The organism is Streptomyces sp. NPDC046759 (assembly GCF_040645475.1).
Lineage (GTDB): Bacteria > Actinomycetota > Actinomycetes > Streptomycetales > Streptomycetaceae > Streptomyces.
The window spans coordinates 1-14,887 of sequence record NZ_JBEYYJ010000019.1; the positions used below are offsets into that span (position 1 = coordinate 1).

At 72.7% G+C, this 14,887-nt stretch carries 10 protein-coding genes; 5 read left to right on the forward strand and 5 right to left on the reverse strand.

Annotated features, from left to right (window positions below):
- The first annotated feature begins 99 nt into the window (after positions 1-99).
- Positions 100-2,625 carry an ATP-dependent helicase HrpB gene (gene hrpB / locus ABZ919_RS24385; protein WP_361251482.1) on the forward strand — a complete coding sequence of 842 codons (2,526 nt, stop codon included), beginning with the start codon at positions 100-102 and terminating at the stop codon, positions 2,623-2,625.
- On the opposite strand, the gene ABZ919_RS24390 is transcribed toward hrpB, so the two are convergent.
- The 5 genes from ABZ919_RS24390 to polA form a co-directional block, all read right to left on the reverse strand.
- Positions 2,615-3,607 (reverse strand): DUF3068 domain-containing protein, encoded by a 993-nt coding sequence (locus ABZ919_RS24390; RefSeq protein ID WP_361251485.1) that lies wholly within the window; start codon positions 3,605-3,607, stop codon positions 2,615-2,617. The genes hrpB and ABZ919_RS24390 overlap by 11 nt on opposite strands.
- 28 nt (positions 3,608-3,635) lie before the next feature.
- Positions 3,636-3,770, reverse strand: a complete 135-nt coding sequence (locus ABZ919_RS24395; RefSeq protein WP_228622578.1) for an SPW_0924 family protein — start codon at positions 3,768-3,770, stop codon at positions 3,636-3,638.
- A 160-nt stretch (positions 3,771-3,930) separates the two neighbouring features.
- A complete protein-coding gene (locus tag ABZ919_RS24400; protein ID WP_361251489.1) occupies positions 3,931-5,661 on the reverse strand; it encodes a lytic transglycosylase domain-containing protein in 1,731 nt (576 codons plus the stop codon).
- A gap of 1,134 nt (positions 5,662-6,795) precedes the next feature.
- The gene (locus ABZ919_RS24405; protein ID WP_361251492.1) at positions 6,796-7,215 is read right to left on the reverse strand and encodes a hypothetical protein; all 420 of its coding nucleotides are present in this window, start codon (positions 7,213-7,215) and stop codon (positions 6,796-6,798) included.
- A 566-nt stretch (positions 7,216-7,781) separates the two neighbouring features.
- Positions 7,782-10,508 carry a DNA polymerase I gene (gene polA / locus ABZ919_RS24410; protein ID WP_361251494.1) on the reverse strand — a complete coding sequence of 909 codons (2,727 nt, stop codon included), beginning with the start codon at positions 10,506-10,508 and terminating at the stop codon, positions 7,782-7,784.
- 180 nt (positions 10,509-10,688) lie between these two features.
- On the opposite strand from polA, the gene ABZ919_RS24415 reads away from it, so the two are divergent.
- The 4 genes from ABZ919_RS24415 (at position 10,689) to ABZ919_RS24430 (ending at position 14,729) form a co-directional block, all read left to right on the forward strand.
- Complete coding sequence (locus ABZ919_RS24415) at positions 10,689-13,001, forward strand: FdhF/YdeP family oxidoreductase (RefSeq protein WP_361251497.1); 2,313 nt, start codon at positions 10,689-10,691, stop codon at positions 12,999-13,001.
- Positions 13,002-13,049: 48 nt separating this feature from the next.
- On the forward strand, positions 13,050-13,541 hold the full coding sequence (locus ABZ919_RS24420; protein WP_361251500.1) for a hotdog fold thioesterase: 492 nt from the start codon (positions 13,050-13,052) through the stop codon (positions 13,539-13,541).
- A 124-nt stretch (positions 13,542-13,665) separates the two neighbouring features.
- Entirely contained in the window at positions 13,666-14,079 is a 414-nt protein-coding gene (locus ABZ919_RS24425; RefSeq protein WP_361251502.1) for a hypothetical protein, read from the forward strand.
- On the forward strand, positions 14,076-14,729 hold the full coding sequence (locus ABZ919_RS24430) for a Tat pathway signal sequence domain protein (protein WP_361251505.1): 654 nt from the start codon (positions 14,076-14,078) through the stop codon (positions 14,727-14,729). The genes ABZ919_RS24425 and ABZ919_RS24430 overlap by 4 nt, the downstream gene beginning before the upstream one ends.
- The last annotated feature ends 158 nt before the right edge of the window (positions 14,730-14,887 follow it).

The window sequence follows — 14,887 nt, forward strand, 5'->3', positions numbered from 1 at the left end:
TGAGTTGCCTACGTGTCACACCCAGCGTCCTACCAGGTCCCGCCCCCGCACGGGACCAGAACCCGAGATTGATCACGACCTCACACAGGCCCTAGGGGCGTGATCCGTTACGACGCCCTGGACGCGCTGCCCGTGCGCTCGGCCCTGCCGGCCCTGACCGATGCCCTGGAGGACGGCGGCACCGCCGTGCTCGTGGCGCCGCCCGGCACCGGCAAGACGACGCTGGTGCCGCTCGTGCTGGCGGGGCTGGTCGGCGGTGGGCCCGCGCGGCGTGTCGTGGTGGCCGAGCCACGCCGGATCGCGGCACGCGCGGCGGCCCGGCGGATGGCGTGGCTGCTGGGTGAGAGGCCCGGCGAGAGCGTGGGATTCACGGTGCGCGGAGAGCGTGCGGTGGGGCGGCACACGCGTGTGGAGGTCGTGACGACCGGCGTGTTGCTGCAGCGGCTGCAGCGGGACCAGGAGCTGCCGGGCGTCGAGGTCGTCGTCCTCGACGAGTGCCACGAGCGGCATCTGGACGCCGACACGGCGGCCGCGTTCCTGTGGGACGTACGGCAGGCACTGCGGCCGGAGCTGCGGCTGGTGGCCGCGTCGGCGACGACGGACGCCGGGGGCTGGGCGCGGCTGCTGGGCGGGGCGCCGGTGGTCGAGGCGGAGGGCGTCACGCACCCGGTGGAGGTGGTGTGGGCGCCTCCGGCGCGTCCGGTCCGGCCGCCGCACGGGATGCGTGTCGATCCGGCGCTGCTGGCACACGTGGCGTCGGTGGTGCGGCGGGCGCTGGCAGAGCGGGAGGGCGACGTGCTGTGCTTCCTGCCCGGTGTGGGCGAGATCGCGCGCGTGGCGGGCCGGCTCGGCGAGCTCGGTGAGGTCGACGTGCTCCAGGTGCACGGTCGGGCGCCGGCCGCCGTGCAGGACGCGGTGCTGGCCCCCGGGGCGCGGCGCCGGGTGGTGCTGGCGACCTCGGTGGCCGAGTCCTCGCTGACCGTGCCCGGCGTGCGGGTCGTGGTGGACTCGGGACTGGCGCGGGAGCCGCGCGTGGACCACGCACGGGGCCTGAGCGGGCTGACGACGGTACGGGCGTCGCGGGCGGCCGGGCGGCAGCGGGCGGGCCGGGCAGGGCGGGAGGCGCCGGGTGCGGTGTACCGGTGCTGGGCCGAGGCCGAGGACGGACGTCTGCCCGCGTTTGCGTCGCCGGAGATCAAGGTGGCCGACCTGACCGCGTTCGCCTTGCAGGCGGCTTGCTGGGGCGATCCCGACGCCTCCGGACTGGCGTTGCTCGATCCTCCGCCGGGTGGGGTGATGGCGGCGGCGCGCTCCGTGCTGACGGCGGTGGGCGCGGTGGACTGCGTCGGCCGGGCCACGCCGGCCGGTGTGCGGTTGGCCCGGCTGGGGGTTCACCCCCGGCTGGGGAGGGCGTTGCTGGACACGGCCGGTGAGGGCGCGGAGGTGGTCGCCCTGCTCGCCGAGGAGGTACCGCGGGACTACGGGGACGATCTCGCCGGGGCGCTGCGTCGTGCCCGGCGTGGGGATGACGCCTACGCTGCGCGGTGGACCGCGGAAGTACGGCGGCTGCGGGCCGTCTCGTCGCAGTCCTCCCGGCCGCCCGCCCGTGGCCGTGGGCCGGAAGGCACCGGCCCGGCCGGACCGGGTGACGATGACGACAGGCTCGCCGGGCTCGTCGCCGGGCTCGCTTTCCCCGAGCGTGTCGCCAAGCTCGACGGCGGGTCGTATCTCATGGCCTCCGGCACCCGTGCGGAGTTGGGCGACGGGTCGGCGTTGCGGGGGGCGCCCTGGATCGTCGTCGCCGTCGCCGACCGGCCCACGGGCAAGGGGCACGCGCGTGTGCTGCTCGGAGCCGCTGTGGCAGAGGGCGTGGCGCTCACCGTCGCCCGAGCGCTGCTCACCGAGGGGGACGAGGTGCACTGGGCGGACGGTGACGTCGTGGCCCGGCGTGTCGAGCGGCTGGGCGCGGTCGAGCTGGCCGCACGGCCGCTGAGGGACGCCGATCCGGCGCTGGTACGCGGGGCTCTGCGGGAGGGACTGCGGCAGGAAGGGCTCGGGCTGCTGCGCTGGTCGCCGGCTGCGGAGGCGCTGCGGCAGCGGCTGGCGTTCCTGCGGACGCATCTCGGTGAGCCATGGCCGGACGTGTCCGGCGAGGCGTTGCACGCGCGCGTGGACGAATGGCTGGAGCCGGAGCTGAGCCGGGCCCGGCGGCGGGCTGATCTGGGCCGGATCGACGCCGGGCAGGCGCTCGCGCGGCTGTTGCCCTGGGCGAGCGGGGAGGCGGCCCGGCTGGACGAGCTGGCGCCGGAGCGGATCACCGTACCGAGTGGGTCCGGAATCCGGATCGACTATCGGGATCCGGAGCGTCCGGTGCTCGCGGTGAAACTCCAGGAGATGTTCGGACTGCAGCGGACGCCGGAGGTGGCGGGGGTGCCGCTGCTCGTTCATCTGCTCTCCCCCGCCGGGCGGCCCGCCGCGGTCACCGCCGACCTCGCCTCCTTCTGGAAGGACGGCTACCAGGGCGTGCGGGCGGAGCTGCGCGGGCGGTATCCGAAGCATCCGTGGCCCGAGGACCCGGCGACCGCCGAGCCGACCCGGCACACGAACGCCCGGCTCAGACGCTGACCGGTTCCCGCTCCGGTGTCCCGGTGGCCGCGGGGCCCTCGGGGCGGCGGGCGCGGGCCTCCAGGAAGAGGGAGAGGGCGAGCAGCAGCAGGCCGAGGAGCAGGGCGCCCCGGGGGACGTACGAGGTGAGCGTCAGGACCAGGGTGCGGTTGTGCTTGACCAGGGCGACCGTGTGCTCGATGTAGTCCTCGCGCATCTTCACGTCGCCGGCGAACGCCGTGACGCGGGCCCGGCCGCCGAGCAGGGTGCCGCCGCGCAGTTCCTCCTTGTGGAGTTCCTCTCCGTAGACGGGCGCGCCGGTGACCGGTTCGACCCAGAACCGGCGGACCGTGCTGTACCAGCGGGTGGTGCCGGTCCTGGCGACCGATTCCGGGGTGATGCCCCGGACGGGCATCGTCTTCGGCATGGGAACCCTGGTCCAGGGGACGGTCTGCTCGAAGTAATAGACCTTCAGGCCGCGGAAGGTCCGGGTGCCCTTGTAGTGGATCGGGCCGGTGGTGCGGGTCTGCGCGTCGAAGTACTCGTAGTCGCGTTTCTGCGTGAGGAAGGGCCACTTGAACTCGATGCCCTCGCGGGTGACGGGGTCGCCGTCGACCGTCTCGCCGGTGGCGTGCACGGGGTCCTGGCTGTGGGCGTCGAAGATGTACCGCTCGGGGACCTTGGAGACCATCCTGCCGTCGGGACCCTGGACGTAGGAGAGGCTGTCCCAGACCACGACCGGCCGGCCCGCCGTCTTCTCTATCCTCTTCGCGGCTTCGACGTCACCCTTGAGGGTCTGCACGATGGTGACCCCGGAGACCTTCTTCGCGCGCATGGTGCCGTAGTCGAGGAGGGTGGCGCCCTTGGCCTCGAGGACCATGTCCTGGTACTGGTTCGCGGGGATCCGGGCCAGGCGCGGGAAGGCGTACCAGCGCATCAGCGGGGACAGCGCCGCGCAGAAGACGGCGCAGGCGAGCAGGACCAGGCTTGCCTTGCGGCGCATGGAAGGCCTCCTTCCCGTAGGGGCGCGGCTACGGGTGCGAGGGCACCGTCGTCAGCAGCGGCTTGGGGGACGTCCGGCCCGTCGGCGTACCCATGGCGGTCATCGCCAGGACCAGGGCGAACGCGAGGGCGAGACCGGTCGCGGCGGCGATCAGGGCGCGCATACGGGCCTCCAGGCGGACGGTTCAGGTCCTCATGGGTTCCTGATGGGTCGTCAGGTGCGGCACCGTAGCAACGGGCGGGTGAGATGAGAACAGCGGTGCAGGCACGAACGAGGGCGCCCTGTCCGCCGGTGCGGAGAGGGCGCCCTTCGGCCGGCTCGTGTCAGGAGGCGGACGGGCTCGGGGACGGGCTCGCCGAGGAGTCGTCGGCGGCGACCTTCAGCTCGACGGTGAGCGTCGCACCGCCGGTGGTGGTGATGCGGAGCAGGAAGGTGCCGGTGGTGTCGTCCGCGTACAGCTTCGGCAGCGTCAGCAGGCCCTTGGCGTCCGTCTGGAGGCCGGTGAGGGTGCGTACGGGCTGGCCGTCGGCGTCCTTGAAGTAGGGGCCCTTGTCGTTCTCGGTGGCGTCGGTGTCGGACTTGATCAGGGTGGCGGTGGCCGCGACCTTGTCCGCGACGGCGCCCTTGTACGTCGCCTTCACCTGGACCTGGTCGGCGAACTCGCCGCCCGGGGTGCAGGTCAGCGGGGTGTCGCCGGTGCGGGTCAGGGTGTCGGCGGCGCGCGCGGTGACGGTCGCCGTGTAGCCGAGGCCGCTGACCGAGCGGCCCACGACGCTGGCGATGACCTTGAAGTCGCCGGTCTTCTCGCCCGCCAGCAGCACCGGGGCGAGGGCCACGCCCTTGGCGTCGGTGGCGACCGTGGCCACGGTCTCGCCGCCGGTGAAGGTGGTGTCGGTGTCCCCGGTGATGGTGAACCGGACCCTGACCTTGGCGACGGACTTGCCGGCCTTCGTCTCGGCGCGGGTGCCGATCCGTTCGGTGAAGGCGTGCCCGGCCATGGTGGTGAGCTTGGCGGTGCCGGCGTCCTGGAGGTGGTCCACCGTGTCGGTGGGGGTCTGCGGAGGCGTCGGCGGGACGGGCGGCTTCGGTGGCTTCGGGCTGGGGCTCCCGCTCCCGCCGCCGGGCGAGTGGGGCTTGGGGCCCGGCTTGCGGCCGTGCTTGGTGCCCGGCGTGCCGGAGTGCTTCGAGGACCGGGGGTGCGGGCTGCCGCTGTCGCTTCGGTGGGTGGGCACGCCGCCAGTGCCGTCGGGCACGGAGTGGGTGCCCTTGCGGTAGAACTCCAGCCACGACAGGACGGTGTTCAGGTAGTCCTGCGAGTCGTTGTAGCTGAGGATCGCGCTGTGCAGGCCGTCCTCGCGCGCCAGGTCCCAGCCGTTGCGGCACAGGTAGTGGCCGGCGGCGAGGGCGGCGTCGTAGACGTTGTTGGGGTCCTTCCTGCCGTCGCCGTTGCCGTCGCGACCGGCCCAGGCCCAGGTCGAGGGGATGAACTGCATGGGTCCGACGGCCTGGTCGTACTCGGTGTTACCGTCGTAGAGGCCGTGGTCGGTGTCCTTGATGAGCGCGAAACCGTTGCCGTCGAGCGCCGGGCCCAGGATCCGGCCGATCGTGGTGCCGCCGGCGTCGACCCGGCCGCCCCGGGCCTGGCCCGACTCGACCTTGCCGATGGCGGCGAGCAGCTGCCAGGACAGGTTGCAGCCGGGCTTGGAGGAACGCAGTTCGGCCTCGGCCTTCTTGTAGGCATCGAGGACCGTCGCCGGGATACCGGCCTCGGCGTCGCCCTGGACGACGGGGGTGCCGGCGCTCGGCGAGGAGCTGGGGCTGGGGTTGGGGCTGTGGAGCGGCGGCAGGTCGGTGTAGTACGGCGAGTTGCCGGTGGCGTTGCCGTCGGAGGCCCCGTCGGGTACGGGGGTGGAGGCACCGGCCGCCGCCGGTCTGCCGTGGGCTTCGCCGGTCACTCCCGGAGCCTGGGACGCGGACAGGGCCGCGACCGCTGCCGCGGCCACGGCGGTGGTCGCCGCCCCCTTGCGCAGCCGCCTTCCGAAATGCGCCGCCATCGAGTGAACCCCTCCCGTGGACGCGGTGCGTCCTTCTCCTTCTGCTGTCTCGCTGTGGTGTGACGGTTGACCCGGTGTTCTGGTTGCCCCTGTGCCGCCCTTCCCTCTGTGCGACTCGTGTCCGGCCGTTCTCCCGGCATGGCGCCGCAGGCGACCCTACGGCAACTTGCTTTGCGCCGGGACCCGTTCATGCCCGGTTTTTACCGGTTGGCCAACTCTTGTTATCGCGTAGGGGACCAAATACGGGCCCGGCGTACTGGACGGACTCGATCACCGGCCCGGCAGCACGGCCGACAACCGCTGCCGGGGGCTCCGTCGCCGCTCACCCTCAGACATGCGGCGGCCGTCCTTCCCGCGGTCCGCCGGGAAGGGACCGGCCGTGGCCCGCTGGTACCGGCGGTGCCGGTCGCGGGCTTCTTGGCGCCCGGCATGACCTTCTACGGGGCAAGTGTCCTGCCGGGCGCGAGGGAGTTCGGCTCGGTCACGCACTCGTTCGCCGGGGTCGGCGCGGTCGACGTGCTCATCTCCCGGGCGCCGGCGGGGCTGTGACTGCTCGTGCGCGACCCGTTGCTCGCGCTGCCGCCGCGGGGCGGGCAGGGGCGGTGGGCCGGGCTGCTGCGCCGCGGTGTGCCGCGCGCGCGTGCACGGGGCGTCACGGCGGCGCGGTGGTACGTCTGCGCGGTGCCGCGGTGCTGGGTGCGCCACCGATGTGGTGCGGGACGCGTTCCCCCTCGGGGGCGGTGCGGGACGCGGCTGACTCCGGCCGTCTCACGGGACCGGGTGGCGGGCGTGCCGTTGTTCACGTGGCTGCAGTACGGCTCGTCCGTGGCGGGTGCCGGCGTGATCGCGGTGATCGCCGTACGTACGGTGCGTCGGGCACCGGGCGGGGCACGGGCGGGGTTGCCGGTGCTGTGCGTACGGGACCAGTGGTGGCCGCGGCGACGAGCGGCGGCTGTACGCCGGCCGGGGCGGCGCAGCGCGGGCGCGGTGGTGGACCCCGGCGGGCGCGCCGCAGTGGCCGTGGGAGCTGGTGCCCGCCCTGTGCTGCGGAGGGGCGCCGGGCCGGCCCTGGGGCCGGTGCTGTACGCCGTCGGGGTCAGGGCGTGGCGTCGGAGTCAGGGCGTGGCGTCGGGGTCAGGGCGTGGCGTCGGGGCTCTGCTCCTGACGGTCCCGGGGATCTCGGTGGGGCGGCCGGTGCGGGCCGCGGCCGGCCGGCCGCTCGGCGAGGGACGCGACGAAGACCGTGAGGGTGCGCCGGGGGCGCGGTCTCGGGAGCACGGTGAGCGCGAGGGCCAGATAGCCGCGGGCGAGGTCGGCCCACTGACGCCAGTCGGGGGCGTGGTCCCGGGGGGCGGTCAGACCGGTGAGTCTGTTCCTGAGGTCCGTGGCTGCCCTGCGGACGGTCGCGGCCAGGTCGACGGGGATGCGGGCGGTGCTTGCGTCGGCCGCGAGGGCCGGGACCGGCGAGGCGGGCATGGCCTGCGCCGAGGCGGCGTCCGCCCAGGCCCGGGTGTCTGCCTCGGGCGTCCGGCGGTGAAGCATGCGTATACCCATGCCCGCAGTTTTGCGGCTCTGAGGGGTGGGGGGCGTTTTGGCGGGGGCCACGTGAGTGACGGCCCTTGCGGGGGTTCGCCCGACTTGCCGGTGCGAGGCGCGGGGGGCACGGGGGCGAGGGGGGACGGTGCGGGGTGCGCCGGCGCGGGGTGCGGTGGGCCCGGCACCGGCGAGTTGCGCCGTGCGGGCTGAGCGGCGTTGCGGCCGGCTGTCAGGACGGGGTTCGCAGGGTGCGGGCCGGGCCGGGCCGGGGCGGGGCGGGCGGGGAAGTGGGGGCCGGTGTCGGTGCTCGTGGCCGTGGCGATGCGGCGGAGGGGGTGTCGCAGCCGGGACCGACTGCAACGCCCCCTCCGCCCGAACGCCGCAGGCTGGTGCTGTGACCGGAAAGGTGTGCCGGAAAGCTCGCGGCGTCCGGTGCCGGGGGCACCTCCCACGCCCTTCAGGCAGTGGGGGAGCCTCGCAAGGCGGAGCATCGCCCCGCGTACGGGATGTACCCGGGTGAGGCGAGAACGCGGCGAGGTGCCGGGCCGGGCGTCGCGAGCCGGTGAACCCTTCCGGGCGCGGCACTAGTGCGCGGCCGACTCCCAGTCCGGGCCCACGCCCACGGAGACGTCCAGGGGTGCGCGGAGCTGGACGGCATGGGTCATTTCGCGGCGGACGATCTCCTCCGCGGCCGCCCGCTCGCCCGGGGCGATCTCCAGGACGATTTCGTCGTGGACCTGCAGGAGCATGCGGGACTTCAGGTCCGCCGCCCGCAGGGCGCTGTCCACCTTGAGCATGGCGATCTTGACGATGTCGGCCGCCGTGCCCTGGATGGGCGCGTTGAGGGCCATGCGCTCGGCGGCTTCGCGGCGCTGCCTGTTGTCGCTGTTGAGGTCGGGCAGATACCGGCGGCGGCCGAAGAGCGTCGCCGTGTAACCGGTCGCCCGGGCCTCGTCGACCGCGCGGCGCAGGTAGTCCCGGACGCCGCCGAAGCGCTCGAAGTAGGCGTCCATGAGGGCGCGGGCCTCCGCCGCCTCGATGTTCAGCTGCTGGGAGAGGCCGAAGGCGGACAGGCCGTAGGCCAGGCCGTACGACATCGCCTTGATCTTGCGGCGCATCTCCGCGTCCACCCCGGCGGGCTCGACGCCGAACACCTGGGAGGCGGCCGTGGTGTGCAGGTCCTCGCCGGAGGTGAACGCCCGGATCAGTCCCTCGTCCTCGGAGAGGTGGGCCATCACGCGCAGCTCGATCTGGCTGTAGTCGGCGGTCATCAGGGACTCGAAGCCCTCGCCGACCACGAACCCGCGGCGGATCGCGCGGCCCTCGTCCGTACGGACCGGGATGTTCTGCAGGTTCGGGTCCGTGGAGGACAGGCGGCCGGTGGCGGCGACCGTCTGGTTGAACGTGGTGTGGATACGGCCGTCGCCCGCGATGGTCTTGATCAGGCCCTCGACGGTCACCCGCAGCTTCGCCTGCTCACGGTGGCGGAGCATGATCACCGGCAGTTCGTTGTCGGTCTGGGTGGCGAGCCAGGCCAGGGCGTCGGCGTCGGTGGTGTAGCCCGTCTTGGTCTTCTTGGTCTTCGGCAGGGCCAGCTCGCCGAAGAGGACCTCTTGGAGCTGCTTGGGCGAGCCCAGGTTGAACTCGTGGCCGGCCGCCGCGTGCGCCTCCTTCACCGCCTGCTGCACGGCGCCCGCGAACGTCTGCTCCATCGCTTCCAGGTGCGCCCGGTCGGCCGCGATGCCGTGGCGCTCCATGCGGGCGAGCAGGGCGGAGGTGGGCAGCTCCATGTCGCGCAGGAGGTCGGCGGCGCCGACCTCCTCCAGGCGGGTCCCGAAGGCCGCGCCGAGGTCGAGGACCGCGCGGGCCTGGACCATCAGGGCCTCGGCCTCGGCACCGTCGTCCGTGCCGAAGGCCAGCTGGCCGTCCGCCGCGGCGGCGGGCGTCAGCTCGCGGTGCAGGTACTCCAGGGACAGCGCGTCCAGGTCGAAGGAGCGGCGGCCCGGCTTGACCAGGTAGGCGGCGAGCGCGGTGTCCATCGTCACGCCCTCGACGCTCCAGCCGTGCTCGGCGAAGACGCGCATGGCGCCCTTGGCGTTGTGGAGCACCTTGGGGCGGCCGGCGTCGGCCAGCCAGGCCGCGAAGGCGTTCTCGTCCGCCTCGTCCAGCTCGGCCGGGTCGAACCAGGCGGCCGCTCCCCCGGCCGCGGCCAGGGCGACCTCGGCGACCGAGCCGGTGCCCAGCGCCCAGGTGTCGACGGTGGCGACGCCCAGGGTCTCGGCGCCGTGCCCGGCGAGCCAGGCGCCCAGCTCGCCGGTGCGCAGGATCTTTCCGTCGAGCTCCACCCCGTCCGTGGTGATGGGGGTGACCTCGGCCTCCTCGGCGCCGGGGTCGACGGCGAAGAGACGCTCGCGCAGGGACGGGTTGCGGATCTCCAGGGTGTCCAGGACCATCGCGACGGTCTTGCGGTCGTACGCCGCACGCTCCAGGTCGGCGACCGACTTCGGCAGCTCCACCTGGCGCTCCAGCTCGGTGAGCACGCGGTTGAGCTTCACGGACTCCAGGTGGTCGCGGAGGTTCTGCCCGGCCTTGCCCTTGACCTCCTCGACGCGCTCGACCAGCTCCGCGAACGAGCCGAACTGGTTGATCCACTTCGCGGCGGTCTTCTCGCCGACGCCGGGGATGCCGGGGAGGTTGTCGGAGGGGTCGCCGCGCAGGGCCGCGAAGTCGGGGTACTGGGCGGGCGTCAAGCCGTACTTCTCGAAAACCTTCTCCGGGGTGAACCGGGTCAGCTCCGAGACGCCCTTCGTCGGGTACAGCACCGTGATGTGGTCGGTGACCAGCTGGAAGGAGTCGCGGTCGCCGGTGACGATCAGCACCTCGAAGCCCTCGGCCTCGGCCTGGGTGGCGAGGGTGGCGATGACGTCGTCCGCCTCGTACCCCTCGACGGCGAAGCGCGGGGCGTGCATCGCGTCGAGGAGCTCGCCGATCAGCTCGACCTGACCCTTGAACTCGTCCGGGGTCTTGGAGCGGTTGGCCTTGTACTCGACGAACCGCTCGGAGCGCCAGGTCTTGCGCGAGACGTCGAAGGCCACGGCGAAGTGCGTGGGCGCCTCGTCACGCAGGGTGTTGGCCAGCATCGACGCGAAGCCGTAGATCGCGTTCGTCGGCTGGCCGGTCGCGGTCGTGAAGTTCTCCGCGGGCAGCGCGAAGAACGCGCGGTAGGCCAGCGAGTGCCCGTCCATGAGCATGAGCCGGGGACGGCCGCCGCCGGGGTTCTTGTCGGTCTGCTTCGATGCTGTCTCTGCCACGTCCCCGATCCTGCCACGCCGCACTGACAGTCCGGTCCGGCACTGACCCGGGCCTGCGCAGCGTTGCCCTCGGTGACGGACGGTGCCGGTGCTTCCGTACCTCCCGCCGGGCGTGACTGTCGGTGCTCCGTGGGAGGATCGGCGCCGTACTTCTCACACGCAGTCGAAGGGGAGCGTGCGATGGCGACGAAGCCGCCCAAGGGGGATCCGGTTCAGGACGCGCCGCAGGTCGCGGAGCCGAAGCACGCGGCCGCCGGGCTGCCCGCCATCGGGCACACGCTGCGCATGGCCCAGCAGCAGATGGGCGTGCGGCGCACGGCGCTGACCTTGCTGCGCGTGAACCAGAAGGACGGGTTCGACTGTCCGGGCTGTGCCTGGCCCGAGCCGGAGCACCGGCACAAGGCTGAGTTCTGCGAGAACGGCGCGAAGGCGGTCGCCGAGGAGGCCACCCTGCGCCGGGTCACCCCGGAGTTCTTCGCCGCGCACCCGGTGGCCGACCTGGCCGGCCGCAGTGGCTACTGGCTGGGCCAGCAGGGGCGGCTCACGCATCCCATGTACCTGCCCGAGGGCGGCACGCACTACGAACCGGTCACCTGGGAGCGCGCCTTCGACATCGTCGCCGAGGAGATCGCCGCGCTCCCCTCCCCCGACGAGGCGGTCTTCTACACCTCGGGCCGTACCAGCAACGAGGCCGCGTTCCTGTACCAGCTCTTCGCGCGTGAGCTCGGCACGAACAATCTGCCGGACTGCTCCAACATGTGCCACGAGTCGTCCGGTTCGGCGCTCAGCGAGACCATCGGCATCGGCAAGGGCAGCGTCCTGCTGGAGGACCTCCACAAGGCCGACCTGATCATCGTCGCGGGGCAGAACCCGGGCACGAACCATCCGCGCATGCTCTCCGCGCTGGAGAAGGCCAAGGCGAACGGCGCGAGGATCATCAGCGTCAACCCGCTGCCCGAGGCCGGCCTGGAGCGGTTCAAGAACCCGCAGACCCCGCAGGGCCTGCTGAAGGGTGCCGCGCTCACCGACCTGTTCCTGCAGATCCGCATCGGCGGCGACCAGGCGCTCTTCCGGCTCCTCAACAAGCTGATCCTGGAGACGCAAGGCGCGGTCGACGAGGAGTTCGTCCGCGAGCACACCCACGGTTTCGAGGAGTTCGCAGCGGCCGCCCGGGCCGCCGACTGGGACGAGACCCTCAAGGCCACCGGTCTCACGCGCGCGGAGATCGAGCGGGCCCTCGGCATGGCCCTCGCCTCGGAGCGGACCATCGTCTGCTGGGCCATGGGCCTCACCCAGCACAAGCACGCCGTCCCGACCATCCGTGAGGTGGTCAACTTCCTGCTGCTGCGCGGCAACATCGGCCGGCCGGGCGCGGGCGTGTGCCCGGTGCGCGGCCACTCCAACGTGCAGGGCGACCGCACGATGGGCATCTTCGAGCGCCCCGCCCCGGCCTTCCTGGACGCGCTGGAGAAGGAGTTCGGGTTCGCGCCGCCGCGCGCGCACGGCTTCGACGTCGTACGGGCCATCCGCGCGCTGCGCGACGGCGAGGCGAAGGTGTTCTTCGCCATGGGCGGCAACTTCGTCTCCGCCTCCCCCGACACCGAGGTGACCGAGGCCGCGATGCGGCGCGCGCGGCTGACGGTGCATGTGTCGACCAAGCTCAACCGCTCGCACGTGGTCACCGGCGCGCGGGCGCTGATCCTGCCCACCCTCGGCCGTACCGAGCGGGACCTCCAGGCCGGCGGCGAGCAGTTCGTGACCGTCGAGGACTCGATGGGCATGGTGCACGCCTCGCGCGGGCGGCTGGCACCGGCGAGCCCGGGGCTGAGATCGGAGCCCGCGATCGTCTGCGGACTGGCGCGCCGTGTGCTGGGCGCGGACTCCGTCGTGCCGTGGGAGGAGTTCGAGAGGGACTACGCGACGATCCGTGACCGCATCGCGCGCGTGGTCCCCGGTTTCGAGGACTTCAACGCGCGCGTGGCCCGGCCGGGCGGCTTCGCCCTGCCGCACGCCCCGCGCGACGAACGCCGCTTCCCGACCGCCACGGGCAAGGCGAACTTCACGGCGGCGCCGGTGGAGTACCCCGAACTGCCCGAGGGCCGACTGCTGTTGCAGACGCTGCGCTCGCACGACCAGTACAACACCACGATCTACGGCCTGGACGACCGCTACCGGGGCATCACCGGCGGCCGGCGGGTGGTGCTGGTGCATCCCGAGGACGCGCGGGCGCTCGGGTTCGCCGAGGGGTCGTACGTCGACCTGGTGAGCGAGTGGAAGGACGGCGTGGAGCGGCGGGCGCCCGGCTTCCGCGTCGTGCACTACCCGACGACCCGGGGGTGCGCGGCGGCTTACTACCCCGAGACCAACGTCCTGGTCCCGCTCGACGCCACCGCCGACACGAGCAACACCCCCGCCAGCAAGTCCGTGGTCGTACGTCTCGAAGATCACACCCGGGAAACGGACGGTCGTCTGGAACAATCGGCGACCGACTGAGCGTTTGCTCAGCGAGCAGACAGGCGTACGACGAACGGAGCCGGACCCATGGGCGAGCAGCAGCAGGTGAGATTCCCGCAGGAGGTCATCGACGAGTACGCGGCCCTCGGGGTCGACCTGCCCGCCCTGTTCTCGGCCGGGCACCTGGGCACCCGGATGGGTGTGCAGATCCTGGAGGCCTCGGCGGAGAAGGTCGTCGGGACCATGCCGGTGGAGGGCAACACCCAGCCGTACGGCCTGCTGCACGGCGGCGCCTCCGCGGTGCTGGCGGAGACCCTGGGCTCGGTGGGCTCCATGCTGCACGGCGGCAGTTCGAAGATCGCGGTCGGTGTGGACCTGAACTGCACGCACCACCGCGGGGTGCGCTCGGGGCTGGTGACGGGTGTCGCCACGCCGGTGCACCGGGGCCGTTCGACGGCGACGTACGAGATCGTGATCAGCGACGAGGAGGGCCGCCGGGTGTGCAGCGCCCGGCTGACCTGTCTGCTGCGGGACGCACGACCGGGCGACGCGGCGCGGGCGCGGCCCGCAGGGGACTGACGACTCCGTCCGGCGCGACCGGTCTGTCGCGCCGGTTCGCACCGACCTCCACCGGACCGTTGCCCCCCGCCGTCCCGCCCCTTAGCTTCGGCTCATGGGACGGCGAGGGGATCCCCGGACGGGGATGAGGGTCCTGGTGCTCGGGCTGATGTTGCCCGCACTGCTGTGGACGACGGCATGCGGCCGATCGGCCGGCCCCGGGCATCCCACGCGCCCCTCCTCGTCGACGGCCTCCGAGGTCTTTCCGTCGACGACCTCCGGGGCCTCCTCGTCGACGACCTCCGACGCCGAGTTGTGCCTCCGGCTCGTCGCGCACTGGTCGCGCGAGGTGCTCGACGGCACCACCTACGGCGATTACCAGTCGATGGGCCTGTCCACCGGGCAGTTCGAGATCCTGCGGCACGTCGTCGGCGCGGCACGGGCGGTGAAGCGACGTCAGGGGGATGCGGCCGCAGGTAAGCTGATCGACCGTCAGGCCCGGGACGCATGCGCCGAGCGCTACCGGCACGGAACGCCGACCGAGGGTTCCTGGGCGTGAGCGGTATCGGCCCGGTGGAGCCGGGCGAGGGCACCCGGGAACGGCACACCCACCCGGCGGCGGGCCCGACTCCCGCCCCCCTGGCCCGTTTTCGGTCGACCGTGACGACCCGGTACAACCGCCACCGGCCGGCCGTCCTGACCCTCGTCGCGACCGCCGCACTCCTGGCCGGAAGTGGTTACTTCTACGCCACCCGGCCGCGGCCTGCGCCGCCGCCCCCCGCCCCCTATCCCGCGCAGGCCGTGGAGGTGACCTTCGCGGGCGGGCAGCCCACCACGGCCGGCGCCCCGCCCCGCAGCTTCAGCTTCGCGGTGCTACTGAGCGTGCAAACGGGACCGTCCGTCACGGTGGCCCGGGTCACCCAGCCGTACGCGGGAATCTCGCTGGTGACGGACCCACGGCCGCCCTTCCGGACAAAGGGAGGTTCGGACCGCAAGATCACCATAACCATGCACGTGACGCAATGCGGGAAAGTACCCATGGACGCGGGGCTTCCTTTCCTGGATGTAACTCTGCGTAATACGCGCGCAATCCAGATCGAGGGCTACATCCTCGGTCCGCGCTACGCGCGGCACCTCTCGCAGGCCTTGAAAGATGTATGCGGCAACGGAGTTGTGTCATCACCAAAACCGCCGAGACGCCTGAATTGATCATGGTGATTCCTGCGGGTTCTCACATTGCGGACGGCGCGAATCGGCCGGAATTCCTCCCTTTCCCCCACGGCGTACCGCTCTGCATTACCTCGTGTCATAACAAGAGAGTCACAGCCTTCGTCAGACACTCCTCCGCGTTCCCCACACGCGCTTAG

Bases quoted from the DNA above. Each gene is read 5' to 3' on its own strand.
- ABZ919_RS24390 (WP_361251485.1), bottom strand. From the start codon at position 3,607: ATGCGCCGCAAGGCAAGCCTGGTCCTGCTCGCCTGCGCCGTCTTCTGC.
- ABZ919_RS24395 (WP_228622578.1), bottom strand. From the start codon at position 3,770: ATGCGCGCCCTGATCGCCGCCGCGACCGGTCTCGCCCTCGCGTTCGCC.
- ABZ919_RS24400 (WP_361251489.1), bottom strand. From the start codon at position 5,661: ATGGCGGCGCATTTCGGAAGGCGGCTGCGCAAGGGGGCGGCGACCACC.
- ABZ919_RS24405 (WP_361251492.1), bottom strand. From the start codon at position 7,215: ATGGGTATACGCATGCTTCACCGCCGGACGCCCGAGGCAGACACCCGG.
- ABZ919_RS24415 (WP_361251497.1), top strand. From the start codon at position 10,689: ATGGCGACGAAGCCGCCCAAGGGGGATCCGGTTCAGGACGCGCCGCAG.
- ABZ919_RS24420 (WP_361251500.1), top strand. From the start codon at position 13,050: ATGGGCGAGCAGCAGCAGGTGAGATTCCCGCAGGAGGTCATCGACGAG.
- ABZ919_RS24425 (WP_361251502.1), top strand. From the start codon at position 13,666: ATGAGGGTCCTGGTGCTCGGGCTGATGTTGCCCGCACTGCTGTGGACG.